At 75.6% G+C, this 12,973-nt stretch carries 13 protein-coding genes and 1 pseudogene; 11 read left to right on the top strand and 3 right to left on the bottom strand.

Annotated features, from left to right (window positions below; translation table 11 throughout):
• The first annotated feature begins 45 nt into the window (after positions 1-45).
• The 9 genes and pseudogenes from GA0070606_RS18960 (at position 46) to GA0070606_RS19000 (ending at position 7,243) form a co-directional block, all read left to right on the top strand.
• Positions 46-846: an alpha/beta fold hydrolase gene (locus GA0070606_RS18960; RefSeq protein WP_091102169.1), complete on the top strand. Its 801-nt coding sequence runs from the start codon at positions 46-48 to the stop codon at positions 844-846.
• Positions 839-1,405 (top strand): TetR/AcrR family transcriptional regulator, encoded by a 567-nt coding sequence (locus GA0070606_RS18965; RefSeq protein WP_091102172.1) that lies wholly within the window; start codon positions 839-841, stop codon positions 1,403-1,405. Before GA0070606_RS18960 ends, GA0070606_RS18965 begins: the two co-directional genes overlap by 8 nt.
• 8 nt (positions 1,406-1,413) lie before the next feature.
• A complete protein-coding gene (locus GA0070606_RS18970) occupies positions 1,414-1,749 on the top strand; it encodes a DUF2568 domain-containing protein (protein ID WP_091102175.1) in 336 nt (111 codons plus the stop codon).
• A gap of 634 nt (positions 1,750-2,383) precedes the next feature.
• Positions 2,384-3,712 carry a hypothetical protein gene (locus GA0070606_RS18975; RefSeq protein WP_176737363.1) on the top strand — a complete coding sequence of 443 codons (1,329 nt, stop codon included), beginning with the start codon at positions 2,384-2,386 and terminating at the stop codon, positions 3,710-3,712.
• Between the two features lie 102 nt (positions 3,713-3,814).
• A pseudogene (locus GA0070606_RS33905) lies at positions 3,815-4,024 on the top strand (hypothetical protein); the annotation flags it as partial.
• A 261-nt stretch (positions 4,025-4,285) separates the two neighbouring features.
• A complete protein-coding gene (locus tag GA0070606_RS18985) occupies positions 4,286-4,495 on the top strand; it encodes a helix-turn-helix domain-containing protein (protein ID WP_007465625.1) in 210 nt (69 codons plus the stop codon).
• A 218-nt stretch (positions 4,496-4,713) separates the two neighbouring features.
• Entirely contained in the window at positions 4,714-4,815 is a 102-nt protein-coding gene (locus tag GA0070606_RS18990; RefSeq protein WP_007465623.1) for a 30S ribosomal protein bS22, read from the top strand.
• A 119-nt stretch (positions 4,816-4,934) separates the two neighbouring features.
• A complete protein-coding gene (locus GA0070606_RS18995) occupies positions 4,935-6,008 on the top strand; it encodes an NAD-dependent epimerase/dehydratase family protein (RefSeq protein ID WP_091107893.1) in 1,074 nt (357 codons plus the stop codon).
• Between the two features lie 338 nt (positions 6,009-6,346).
• Positions 6,347-7,243, top strand: coding sequence for a lysophospholipid acyltransferase family protein (locus GA0070606_RS19000; RefSeq protein ID WP_091107895.1), 897 nt, complete (start codon positions 6,347-6,349; stop codon positions 7,241-7,243).
• A gap of 49 nt (positions 7,244-7,292) precedes the next feature.
• Here GA0070606_RS19000 and GA0070606_RS19005 read toward each other — a convergent pair whose 3' ends face one another.
• The 3 genes from GA0070606_RS19005 to GA0070606_RS19015 all read right to left on the bottom strand — a co-directional run bounded on the left by GA0070606_RS19005 (position 7,293) and on the right by GA0070606_RS19015 (position 10,397).
• Positions 7,293-8,168: an HAD family hydrolase gene (locus GA0070606_RS19005; RefSeq protein WP_091102180.1), complete on the bottom strand. Its 876-nt coding sequence runs from the start codon at positions 8,166-8,168 to the stop codon at positions 7,293-7,295.
• A gap of 111 nt (positions 8,169-8,279) precedes the next feature.
• The gene (locus tag GA0070606_RS19010; protein ID WP_091102184.1) at positions 8,280-9,149 is read right to left on the bottom strand and encodes a DUF5667 domain-containing protein; all 870 of its coding nucleotides are present in this window, start codon (positions 9,147-9,149) and stop codon (positions 8,280-8,282) included.
• 288 nt (positions 9,150-9,437) lie between these two features.
• Positions 9,438-10,397 (bottom strand): ECF subfamily RNA polymerase sigma factor, BldN family, encoded by a 960-nt coding sequence (locus GA0070606_RS19015; RefSeq protein WP_091102188.1) that lies wholly within the window; start codon positions 10,395-10,397, stop codon positions 9,438-9,440.
• Positions 10,398-11,020: 623 nt separating this feature from the next.
• Here GA0070606_RS19015 and GA0070606_RS19020 point away from each other — a divergent pair.
• Positions 11,021-12,715 carry an AMP-binding protein gene (locus GA0070606_RS19020; RefSeq protein WP_176737364.1) on the top strand — a complete coding sequence of 565 codons (1,695 nt, stop codon included), beginning with the start codon at positions 11,021-11,023 and terminating at the stop codon, positions 12,713-12,715.
• Positions 12,708-12,959 (top strand): glutaredoxin family protein, encoded by a 252-nt coding sequence (locus tag GA0070606_RS19025; protein ID WP_091102193.1) that lies wholly within the window; start codon positions 12,708-12,710, stop codon positions 12,957-12,959. The genes GA0070606_RS19020 and GA0070606_RS19025 overlap by 8 nt, the downstream gene beginning before the upstream one ends.
• Positions 12,960-12,973 lie beyond the last annotated feature (14 nt).

The following is a 12,973-nucleotide window of genomic DNA, read 5'->3' on the forward strand; positions in this document are numbered from 1 at the left end:
AGGTCAAGTTTGACGGTCGAAGCTAAGTGAGTTAGCTTTTTGGCTATGAATGTTAGCTACGTGGAGCGGGACGGCGGGCGGATCGCCTACGAGGTGCACGGGCAGGGGCCGCCCGTGCTCCTCGCGCACGGCATGGGGGAGAACCGGGGCTCCTTCCGCCACCTGGTGCCGCTGCTCGTCGCGGCGGGACACCGGGTGGCGTCCGTGGACGTGCGGGGGCACGGCGACTCCAGCGCCGGCTGGTCGTCGTACGCCCCGGCCGAGGTCGGCGCCGACCTCCTGGCGGTGGTCCGCGCCCTCGGCGGCGGGCCGGCCACCCTCGTCGGCAGTTCCTCCAGCGCGGCGGCCGTGGTCTTCGCCGCCGCCGACGCCCCCGCGCTGGTCAGCGGGATCGTCCAGGTCGGCCCGTTCGTCGAGCAGCCGAAGCTCAACCCGTTCCTGCGGGTGGCGCTGGCCGCCGTGCTGCGCAGCCCCCGGCTGTTCGGGATGTTCCACCGCACGCTCTTCCCGTGCGACCGGCCCGCCGACGACGCGGCGTACCGCAAGGCGATGGTCGCCACCCTGCGCGAGCCGGGCCGGATGGCCGCCATGCGTGGGGTGGCCGCCCCCGTCGACCCGCACTGGACGACCCGCGCCCGCGACGTCCGGCAGCCGGTGCTCGTGCTCATGGGCGCGAAGGACCCCGACTTCCCGGACCCGGGCGCGGCGGCCCGCGCCGCCCGGCGGCAGTTCGCCACCGCCGAGGCCCGCATGGTCGCCGACTCCGGCCACTACCCGCACGCCGACCGGCCCGCGCAGACCGCCGCCGACCTGGTTGAATTTCTGGCGGTGACCGGGCGTGCCTAGGGCCGGGCTCAACCAGCAGGCCGTGGTGCGGGAGGCGGCCCGGCTCGCCGACGAGGTCGGCGTCGACCGGCTCACCCTCGCCGCGCTGGCCAACCGGCTCGGCGTCGCGCTGCCCAGCCTCTACAAGCACGTCCGGGGGGCGGACGCCCTCGCCCAGAAGCTCTCCGCGTTGGCCACCGGCGAACTCGCCGACGACCTGACCGCCGCCGTCGCCGGCCGGGCCGGGCCGGACGCGCTCCGTGCCGCCGCCCTCGCCTACCGGGCGTACGCCCGCCGGCACCCCGGCCGCTACCCGACCACCCAACGCGTGCCCGACCCGACCGACCCGGAGCACGTGGCCGCCGGCGAGCGGGCCGTCGGGGCGATCTACGCCGTCCTGCGGGGCTACGGCCTCGACGGCGACGCCGCCGTCGACGCGACCCGGATGCTGCGCAGCACCCTGCACGGCTTCGTCTGCCTGGAGGCGGCCGGCGGATTCGGCCTGCCCCGCGCCGTCGACACGTCCTTCGACCGAATGCTGGTCGCCCTGGACGGCACGTTCCGGTCCTGGCCCGAGTGAGGAGCGCGATGTACGCCACGGGTCTGCTCCTGCTCTTCCTGCTCGAACTGGCCGTGCTGGCGGTCGGCGGCTGGTGGGGCTGGGCGCTGGACGCCGGGACGCCGGTGCGGGTGGCCGCCGCCGTCGCCGTACCGCTGCTGCTCGCCGCCCTCTGGGGCGTGTTCGGCTCGCCGAAGGCCCGGGTGCCGCTGCCGGCCGCGGGCAAGCACGCCTTCCAGGCCGCCTGGTTCGCCGCCGGCGGCGGGATGCTGGCCCTGCTCGGACGGCCGCTGGCCGGCGTCGCGCTGGTCGTCAGCTGGGCGCTCACCGTCGCCCTGCTGCGCCGGGCGGGCCGCCCCGCCTGAGCCACTGCCCGGGCTGAGCACTGGCCCGCCTGAGCCGCTGCCCTTCGGCCCTCGCCTTGCCCTCGGGCCCTCCTCGCCCTTCGGCCCTCGGCGCCTGCCCCCTGCCTCCCGCCTCCGCGCCCTTCGGCCCTCCACCTCACCTCGGCCCTCGGCATCTGTGTCGGTGCTGGTGTCGGGCCAGCTCGGTCACCGGGGCGGGGTGGCACCGTGGTACGAGTCGCCCGAAGCAGCGCCGCACCGGGGCGGGTCGTCGCCGGGGCGCCTCGAAGGTCGTACCCTTCGCCGGGTGAGTGACGGGAAGCCCGGGGTGGACGGCCGCCCGCCGACGGCCGACCTGCCGGCCCCGGGTACCCCCGAGACGTCCGTCGGGCGACCCGTCCGGGGTCCGCTGCCCGACCCGGCGACGCCGACCCGTCCGGACCCGCCCGCACCGTCCCCGCCCGTCGCCCCGCCTGAGCCGTCCCTGGCCGCTGTGTCGGCTCCGCCTGTCGTGTCGGCCCCGCCTGTCGTGTCGGCCCCGCCTGTCCTGTCGGCCAGAGCCGACGTGGGCTCGTCGGCGGCACCGGTCGGGCCGGTGGCTGTCGGCTCTGCGTCGGTCGGGTCGGTGGCTGTCGGCTCTGCACCGGTCGGGCCGGTGGCCGTCGATTCGGCGTCGGTCGGGGCGGCCGTTCCCGGCGGGGGCGCGGTCGCGCGTCCCGAGCGGACGGCCTGGCGGCTCCGGCCACTCTGGGCGGCGCTCGCGGCGGTCGTGGCGATGCTCGCCTGCGGCCTGCCCGCGGCGCTGCTGACCGACCGGGCGCGGCACGGGGCCGGGCCGGTGCCGGGGCCGTCCGGCGCGGCCGCCGACGACCCCGCCTCGCGGGCCGCCCGTCAGCTCGGTGAGCGCATGACGGCCGAGCTGGCCCGGCAGTCGACGGCCCTGATCGGTGGGGACCGGGCCGGGTTCCTGGCCGTCGCCGAGCCCGTCGCCCACCCGGATCTGCGCCGCCGGTACGCCGCGCTGCGGGCGCTGCGGGTGACCACCTGGCAGGCCGGCGCGGCCGACCTGCCCGCGCCGGTCGAGGGGCGGCCCGGCGAGTGGCGGCTGCTGGTCGAGTTCCGGTACTGCTTCGTCGTGCCGGGCTGCCGCCCCAGCCGGCTGCTGGCCGTCACCCGATGGCGGGCGAGGGAGGAGCGGCCCCGGCTGCTGGCCGTCGAGCCGTCCCGGTCGGCGGAGGTCGGCGCCCGCCCCTGGGAGGTCAGCGAGCTGGCTGTCGCCGTCGGCCCGCGTACCCTCGTGGCCACCACCCCGGCCCTGCGCGGGAGGCTGCCGGGCCTGCTCGCCCAGGCCGAGGCGGCCGCCACGGTCGCGGACGCGTACGCGGTCGGCGACCGGAAGCCGGACCGGTACCGGATCTTCTACGCGGGCCGCGCCGAGTGGAAGCGCTGGTACGGCGGCGACCGTCCCCGGTGGACCGGCGGGTACGCGGTCACGGTCGGCGGCGGCCACCACGAGGTGGTGCTGAACGCCGACGGGCTGGCGTCCGGCGGGGTGGACGACCTGCTCCGGCACGAGCTGACCCACGCCGCCTCGCTGCCCGAGCGGGGCTACCCGGGCAAGGGCACCTGGTGGCTGGTCGAAGGGCTGGCCGAACACGCCGGCGCGGACGGCCAGCCGGTCGACCGGTACGAAGGGCTGACCGAGGTGCGACGGCTGGCGAAGGGCGGCTGGGGCGGCCGGCTCGACAGCCTCACCCCCGCCGACGACGCCCCGGCCGACCGGGTCAGCGGCAGCTACGGGATCTCCTACCTGGCCGTCCGGCACCTGGTCGACCGGTTCGGCCCGGAGCGGCTGCTCGCCTTCTTCGCGGCCGTGGTGCACGAGCGCCGCCCGCTGGCCGATGCCGCCGAGGCGATCTTCGGCGAGCCGTGGGGCGCCCTGCACGACGAGTGCGTCGCGTACGTCCGCGCCGTGGCCGCCTGAACGCGACCGCCGGCGTGCCCCGGCCCGCCGGCCGACGGCGACGCTGACGACGGCCCACCAGCGCGATGCCGGACCGACCCGGCCCACCGCCGCCCGGAGATTCATGATCGACCGCTGTCGGGCGTCGCCGACCGACCTGACACACTGGTGCCCGCTCCCAGCGCGGAGCCCCGGTCCGCGTCCGGAAGCGGCCCGGGGCACCCGCCCGGTGGTTCCGGTGGCGCCGCCGGAACCACCGGGCGCCTTCCGCGCGGGGCAGGCGTCACGTTCATGGTGCGGCCCAGGGGCGCGGGAACCGGCCGGCGGACGTGACCGGGCGCGGCGGCGGCGCCGGCAACCGGCCGGAGGGTCGCGCCACGGACGGAACGGGGACCGATCGGACGCCGGGCGCAACAGGTTCGACGACGACGTAGCCGGTCGGGTGGACAACGGCCCGAACCATGATCAGTTGTACGAAGGGATCGCGCCGGTCACAGCCGCCCCGCTACCGTACTGGTAACACGCGCGTCGCCGGTCCGGGCGGGAGGATCCCGTCCGGTGGCACGCGCCGGGCATGGGATGGGTCGGTGAGCCATGGCCGGGTCGCAGTCCGACGGTCGGCTGTCGGAGGTCAAGTTCCTCACCGTCGCCGAGGTGGCGACGGTGATGCGGGTGTCGAAGATGACGGTCTACCGCCTGGTGCACAGCGGTGAGCTCACCGCGGTCCGGGTCGGCAGGTCGTTCCGGGTGCCCGAACACGCGGTGCACGAATACCTGCGGGGCGCGTTTCAGGAGACCGCCTGAGCCACCCGCGAGCCCTCCGTCGACTGCGACGTAACGGGCATCGACGGGGGCGCGTTGGTCCTGCTGACGCTCTCCGGCTACCCTGGACCCGACCGTGACCGCAGGAGCGCCCCGCCGCATTTCCCGCTGGCCCGGTCCGCTGTCCGCACGCGGTCGTAGACGGCACCCGGTTGTGGTGTCATCCGGTCGCCCCGCATGTTGCATCGAAAGGCTGTCGTATGGGCTCGGTGGTCAAGAAGCGCCGCAAGCGCATGGCTAAGAAGAAGCACCGCAAGCTGCTGCGCAAGACCCGCGTCCAGCGTCGCCGTCTCGGCAAGTGACCGGGGCCGGGCGCTGCCCGGCACCCGTCGTCACTTGCCAACTGTCGACCCTCGGAGGCTCAGGTGATCAGGCCGTGGATGTCCCGGCTCGATCCCGCCTGCCGGGGGAGGTGCGCGACATGACCCCCGGTGGCACCCCAGGTGCCCCGGGGGTCGTCGTCGTGACCGGGGTCGGCCGTTACCTCGGCGCGCACGTCGCCGCCCGGCTCGCCGCCGATCCGCGCATCGAGCGCGTCATCGGCGTCGACCCGCCCGAGCCGGGCGCCGAGTTCACCGACCTGCTCGACCGGGTCGAACGCGTCCGCGTCGACGCCGGTTCGATCGGTGGCCTCCTCGCCGACCTCGACGTCGACGCCGTGGTCCACCTCGCCCTGGTCACCGCCCCCGATCCGCAGCACGGCGGGCGCGCGGCGATGAAGGAACAGAACGTCATCGGCACGATGCACCTCCTCGCCGCCTGCCAGCGCGCGCCCCGGCTGCGCAAGCTCGTCGTCCGCTCCTCGACGGCCGCGTACGGGGCGTCGTTCCGCGACCCGGCGGTCTTCACCGAGGAGACCGAGCCGCGCGAGGTGCCGCGCGGCGGGTTCGGCCGCGACATCCTCGACATCGAGGGGTACGTCCGCGGCTTCCGCCGCCGGCGGTCCGACGTCACCGCCACCGTGCTGCGCTTCGCGCCGTTCATCGGTTCGACCGCCGACACGACGCTGACCCGCTACTTCTCCCAGCCGGTGGTGCCCACCGTGTTCGGCCGCGACCCCCGGTTGCAGTTCCTGCACTTCGACGACGCGCTGGAGGTGCTGCACCGGTCGATCGTCGAGGACCATCCGGGGACGTACAACGTGGCCGGTCCCGGCGTGCTCTCCCTGTCCCAGGCGATCCGCCGGGCGGGTCGGATCGCCGTTCCGGTGCTGGAGCCCGGCCTCTCCGGGGCCGTCGCGTTCGCCCGCAACCTCGGCTTCGGCCGCTACGGCCTCGACCAGGTCGACCTCTTCGTGCACGGGCGGGTCGTCGACACCACCCGCCTGGAGCAGGAGTACGGCTTCACGCCCCGCTCCACCGCCGCCGCGTTCGACGACTTCATCCGCGCCCACCACGGCGGCGTCGTGGTGACCCGCGACCAGTTGGCCGTGGCGGAGCACCTCGTGCTGGAGGGCATCCGGCAGGTCCGGGACGCCGTGCGGGAGCGCTCGTGAGCGGGCGGGAGGAGCGGCGCGACGGCCGGTACGACGTACCGCTGACCGTGGCCGCGCCGGGCGCGGAGCCGGCGCGGGCGAACGGGCACCGCCGCGCCGCCACCGCCGACGAGCCGGTCCGGGGCGCCGCCACCGACGAGCCGGACACCGCCACCGACGAGCCGGTCGCCGCCGGGCGGCGACGCGGGCCCGACGACGCGATCGCCGCCGACGTGCCGGCCGCCCGGGAGGCCACCGACGAGCACGGCGCGCCGGACACGGCTGCCACCGTCCGCGAGCCGGACACCGCCGCCGACGAGCCGGCTGCCACCGACGAGCCGGCCGTTCCGGCGGGCGGGCTGGCTGGCGGGGCCGGCGGCCGGGCGGCGGGCCCGTCGGTGCCGGACCGGCCGGGCGACCACTGGGACCGCCGGGTCGCCAAGGGGCTGGCGTTCCTGCGCCGCCGGCTCTCCGGCGACTACGAGGTCGACGAGTTCGGCTTCGACCCCGACATCACCGAGGCGGTCTTCCACCCGCTGCTGCGGGTGCTCTACCGGGACTGGTTCCGCACCGAGGTCACCGGCCTGGAGCACGTGCCCGCCGAGGGCGCCGGTCTGGTGGTCGGCAACCACTCCGGCACGGTGGCGCTGGACGCGCTGATCCTCTCCACCGCCCTGCACGATCAGCATCCGGCCGGCCGCTACCTGCGGCTGCTCGGCGCGGACCTGGTCTTCCGGATGCCGGTGGTCTCCGAGATCGCCCGCAAGACGGGCGGGACGGTCGCCTGCAACCCGGACGCCGAGCGGCTGCTCGGCAACGGCGAGCTGGTCGGCGTCTTCCCGGAGGGCTTCAAGGGCATCGGCAAGCTCTACTCCGAGCGCTACAAGCTGCAGCGTTTCGGCCGGGGCGGGTTCGTCTCGGCGGCGCTGCGCACCGGCACCCCGATCGTGCCGGTCGCCATCGTCGGCGGCGAGGAGATCTATCCGATGCTCGCCGACATCAAGCCCCTGGCGCGGCTGCTCAAGCTGCCCTACTTCCCGGTCACCCCCACCTTCCCGTGGCTGGGGCCGCTGGGCATGGTGCCGCTGCCGAGCAAGTGGCTGATCGAGTTCTGCCCGCCGATCCCCACCGCCCACCTGACCGATTCCGCCGACGACCCGCTGGTGGTGTTCAACCTGGCCGACCAGGTGCGGGAGACCATCCAGCAGACGCTGCACAGGCTGCTCGAACGCCGCCCGGACCCGTTCGGCCCGTGACGCGGGCGGCCGGCGGGAAGCACGCCTCCACCGTGCCGCAGACCGCGTGTCAGCCGTTGCGGCGACGCCGGTGCAGCGCCATCCCGGCCGTGACCGCCCCGGCCAGCAGCCCCGCGGCGGCGGTGGACGGCACCGCGATCTTCACGGCGCGGCGGCCGGTGCGGAAGTCGCGTACCTGCCAGCCGCGCTGCCGGGCCTCCCGGAACAGGGCGGCGTCCGGGTTGACCGCCACCGCGCGGCCGACCGTGGAGAGCATCGGCAGGTCGTTGCAGGAGTCGCTGTAGGCGGTGCAGCGGGCCAGGTCCAGCCCTTCCACCGCGGCGAGCTGGGTGACCGCCTCGGCCTTGGCCGGGCCGTGCATCAGGTCGCCGACCAGCCGGCCGGTGTAGGCCCCGTCGACGACCTCGGCGACGGTGCCGATCGCGCCGGTGAGGCCGAGCCGGGCGGCGATCACCCGGCCGATCTCCACCGGCGCGGCGCTGACCAGCCAGACCCGCTCGCCGGCGTCGAGGTGCTGCTGGGCGAGCCGGCGGGTGCCGGCCCAGATCCGGGGCGCCATCAGCTCGTCGAAGATCTCCTCGGCGAGGCGTTCGACGTCGTCCACCCGCCAGCCCTCGATGAACGCGAGCGCGGCCTCCTTGGCCTGCGACATGTCGCCGGCGTGCTCGGTGGCGAGCACCCGGAAGCGCAGTTGCTGCCACGCGAACCGGGCCAGGTCCGTGGTGGTGAAGTAGTTGCGCGCGGCGAGGCCACGGGCGAACCAGTAGATCGACGCGCCCTGCATCATCGTGTTGTCGACGTCGAAGAACGCCGCTGCGGTCGGATCGGGCTGCGGCGGCGTGAGCGGCGCCTGGTCGGTCTCCGCCCAGCCGGCGGTGTGCCCGTGGGCGTCGGTGCTGACCGTCACCTTTCGGCTGCGGGCCACGCGACCTCCCTCCGCTGCCGGCGCGACATGTGCCTGCCGAGGGTATCCGGACGTGGGTTGCCGACGGCCGCCCGGCGGGTGAACTGTGGCGTGGACGGCTCGCCGAGCGGGTCAGCGGTCGCCGGGGCAGGCGGTCGGGGCCGGGCCGAGGGCGTCGCTGCCGGCGGGGGCCGGCAGGCCGCAGGCGATCGCCGCACGGAGGGCGTCGGAGCGCTTGCGGACCGCGTCCAGCAGGGCCAGCGAGCGGCGGGTGCGGTCCCGATCGGCCCGGGTGCCGTCGTCGAGCAGGCCGCCGACCGCCCGTCGCTGCCCGGCGAGGAAGGAGTTGACCGTGTCCAGCGCCGCCGGGTCGGAGCGCTGCACGGCGGCACTGGTCAGCAGGCGTACGCCCTGCCGGGTGTCCGCGTCCATGTCGTCCAGCACGGCGCTGTAGCCGTCCCGGTCGCCGCGCAGCGCGGCGGCCTCGGCCAGCCGGGTGCGGGCGAAGTCCAGGAAGAGCTGGCCCCGGCTGATGTCCGAGCTGGTGAGCGCGAGCTGGGCCCGTTCCGTCGAGCGCTTCATGCCGTACAGCGCGTCACCGGGGACCGCGTTCTCGCTCGCGGCGGAGATGCCGGAGAGGGCGATCGCGCCGGCCGCGACGCCGACGAGGATCGCGCCCCGGGCGCGGGCCCGCCGCGCGGTGACGGCGGGCAGCAGCCGACCACGGCCGGTCTCGGCGGCGGCCGGCTCCGGCGCGACGGCGGGTGTGCCGATGCCCTCGCGTTCGGCCGTGGCCAGCAGCATGGCCCGCAGCCCGGTGCGGAACTCGGGGTCCACCTCGACGGCCGGCGGGGCGGCGCCGAGCCGCTGCCCGACGGCGACGAGCGCGGCGAGCTGGTCGTCGGCCCGGGAACGCACGTGGTGTCGCCGGCCGCCGTTGGCCTCGTCGAGAAGCTGCGCGAAGCGCTCCGCGCGCCGACGGGAGAAGAGGTCGCTGTCCACCGCAGGCACCTCCTCTCGCTGGTCACGGCCGGTCGGCCGCTGTCGTCACCAGCGACCGGTGACGGCGTGACGCCACGGACGAACGTCGTGGCCGGCCGCGCCGTCGGACCTGGAGGCCCGGGGGATGCCGGGGCTACCACCGGTCGCACCCGGAGAAACGGTCCGCACCGTGCATGGGTTACGGGGCCGGCGGGGCCGAAATCACGGAAAGTGATTGGCGTCACGGCGTGGCAACGGCGCTGAGCTGGGCGTCCTTCTGATCGACGGTCGTCAGTCCCGCAGGCGGGACTACGGTTGGAAGCCGTCCGGCAGCAGCCGTGCCAGCGCCCGCACCGCGCGGTACTGCAACGCCTTGATCGCGCCCTCGTTCTTGCCCATCGCGCGGGCCGTCTCGGCCACGGAGAAGCCCTGGAGGAAGCGGAGCACGATGCACTCCTGCTGCTCCGGGTTGAGCTGCTTGACGGCGGTGAGCAGGGCCACGTTGGTGATGTGCTCGACGACCGCCGCCTCCGGGCTGCCCTCCGGCCCCCGGTCCTCCCGGTCGGCGTCCAGGACGTCGCCGGTGGTCACCTCCAGCCGGTAGCGGCCGGACTTGAAGTGGTCGGCCACGAGGTTGCGGGCGATGGTGACCAGCCACGCCCCGAGGTCCCGGCCCTGCCAGGTGAAGCTGCCGATCCGCTTGAGGGCGCGCAGGAACGTGTCGGAGGTGAGGTCCTCGGCGAGCTGGCGGTTGCCGACCCGGAAGTAGACGAACCGGAACACGGTGTCGACGTACCGGTCGTAGATGAGCCCGAACGCCTCGGACTCGCCGGCCTGGGCGCGCTCGACCAGGGCCCAGACCTCGGTCGCCGGATCGGACGGGTCCGGCCGGCTGGGGTAGCCCGTCGAGGTGACGGGGGCGGCGGCCGTCGCCGGCACCGCCGGGATCACCGCCGTCTCCGCGGCCGGCTCCTCCGGCGTCGTCGACGGCTCCGTCGTGCGGCGGCCCTGCGCCGGCATGGTGGGCCGGGCCGGCGCGGCGACCCGGCTGCCGGCCGGGCTCGTGTTGCCCCCCGGCGTCGCGGGGCGCGGCGGCGGCTCGTTGTGGTGCGGCCGCTGACGGGTCCGGCTGGACGCGCCCTCGCCCCGGACCGTGAGGCTGCCCGAGTCGTCCAGCGGGCTGCGCGCGGTGGGCCGCTCGTTGACCGGGGGACGGGTCGCCGGGCTGTGCAGGCCGAGTGGTCGTTCCGCGTAGCCGAAGGTGGTCACCGCGCCGCCTCCGTCCCGCCGGCGACCGACGGCGCGGGCCGGCGCGTCGGTGCCGCGCCTGGGCCCGGGCGGCCGGGCAGGGCTGGCTCGGGGTGTGCCGACTGGCGGCAGATCCCCTTGAGGTGCTGGTCCAATGCGCTCACAGGCACGGGGGCCTCCTCGGGCTGAGGGGTGTCGACTCACGGCAAATGGGGTGAGCCGACCCGAGTGATGATAGGGCCAACGTCACCCGCGCGTGGCAAGTCCGTTACACAGGGCGGAAGTATTTCCCGCGGCGTCGCACAACTGGCGGACCTGTTGTCCGTCGTGTGTGGTTGACTTTCCGATCTCGGCGTGATCGTGAATGTATTTCCAGGTCAACGGCCACGCTGGCCGACGCGGGAGCTAGTCGTGGCCAGGCGGTCGAGAGAGGACCGTCCAGGCCCTCCAGACGTGTCGGCGTGTCCCGTTGACGAGACTGATCCGTCTCGTCGACGCCCCGCCGGTCGTCCTGTCGGCGGGACTCGGCGCGGCCGGGCCGCCAGGCGGTCGCTCCCTCCGCCGCAGGATCGCCGCCTCCCACCGCCGCAGGAACGCCGTCGGGGCATGGCCCGCGACCCGGTGCTGTGCCAGACTCAGCCACCGTGCAGGACGCAACCGACAACACCGCGTCGAACCTCGCCGACCGGCTCCGCCGGGCGGCCGCCGCCCACGGCGACCGGCCCGCGCTGCACTGGCGCGAGCGGACGGTGACCTGGTCCGAACTGGACGCCTCGGTGACGGCCGCCGCCCGGGCCCTGGCGGACCTGACCGGCACCCCGCCCGCCGTTGGGGTGCAGCGGCCCGCCACCGCCGACCGGCATCCGCCCCGGGTCGCGATCGCGCTGGGCAACACGCCGGACTTCGTGGTCGGCTACCTGGCCGCGCTGCGCGCCGGGCTGGTGGCGGTGCCGGTGAACCCCGGCCTCACCGCCCCCGAGCTGCGGCACGTGCTGGCCGACTCCGGCGCCTCGGTGCTGATCGGCACGCGGCGGGTCCGGGACCTCGTGGCCGGCGTCGCCGGGGAACTGCCCGCGCTCACCGCCGTGCACGAGGCCCCGCCGACGGCCGACGGCGGAGGCCCGTTCCCCGTTCGGGGCGGCGACGACCTCGCGGTGCTGCTCTACACCTCCGGCACCGAGGGGCGGCCGAAGGGCGCGATGCTCACGCACCGGGCGCTGGCGGCCAACCACGAGCAGGTGGGCCGCATCGACCCGCCGGTCGTCGGCCCGGACGACACCGTGCTGCTCGCGCTGCCGCTGTTCCACGCGTACGGGCTCAACTCCGGGCTCGGGGCGGTCGTCCACCACGGCGCGACCGGGCTGCTGGTCGACGACCCCGGTCCCGACGCCGGGCTGGCCGAGATCGCCCGCCGCCGGGCCGGCGTGCTGGTGGGCGTACCGTCGATGGTCGCCGCCTGGTCCACGGCGGACGCCGGAACGGTCGCCACGGCGATGGCGTCGGTACGCCTGGTGGTCTGCGGCGCGGCGCCCCTGGAGCCGGCCGTCGCGGCGCGCTTCACCGAGGCCACCGGCCACCCCGTGCACGTCGGGTACGGCCTGACCGAGACCGCGCCGGTGCTCACCTCCACCCTGGTCGGCGGCGAGCCGAAGCCCGGCTCGATCGGCCGCCCGCTGCCCGGCGTCGAGCTGCGCCTGGTCGGGACGGACGGGGCCGACCTGTGGCGCGACGGCGTGGCCGAGCCGGACGACGACGCCGACGAGCTGGACCTCTCCGACCTCGCGCCCGGCACCGACCCGGGACAGATCGTGGTGCGCGGCGCGAACCTCTTCGCCGGCTACTGGCCCGACGGCCGGGGTGGCCCGGACGCGGACGGCTGGTGGGCCACCGGCGACGTCGGGTACGCGGACTCCGACGGCGACCTCTTCCTGGTCGACCGGATCGGCGAGCTGATCATCGTCAACGGGTTCAACGTCTACCCGCGCGAGGTGGAGCTGGTGCTCTCCGCCCACCCGGGCGTGGCCGAGTCGGCGGTACTGGGTGTGCCGCATCCGCGGACCGGCGAGACTGTCCGGGCGTACGTGGTGCGGGCGCCGGGGCGTCCGGTCACCGGCGAGGAACTGCTCGCCCACTGCGCCCGCAACCTGGCCCGGTTCAAGTGCCCGACGGCCGTCGAGTTCGTCGACGAGCTGCCGCACTCGGTGATCGGCAAGGTACGCAAGACCCTGCTCCGGCCGGCGTCGCCCCCGGCGGCCCCGGTGCCGTCCCCGACGGCGTCGCCGGAGAACCGCCCGCCGGCGCCGGCCGGCACCAGCACGACGGAGGAGACCGATGCGTGAGCCCCGACTCACCCTGATCACCCGACCCGGCTGCCACCTCTGCGAGGACGCCAGGGTCGCGCTGGACCGGGTGGTGGCGGTCACCGGGGACCGGTGGACCGAGAAGGACGTCACCGACGACATCGAGCTGGAGCGCGAGTACGGCGACCGCCTGCCGGTGGTGCTGCTCGACGGCAAGGAGCACGGCTACTGGCGGGTGGAGGAGGAGCGGCTGCTGCGGGACCTGACCACCCCGCAGCTGTAGGGCCGCCCGTTATG

The organism is Micromonospora citrea, from assembly GCF_900090315.1.
Taxonomy (GTDB): Bacteria; Actinomycetota; Actinomycetes; order Mycobacteriales; family Micromonosporaceae; genus Micromonospora; species Micromonospora citrea.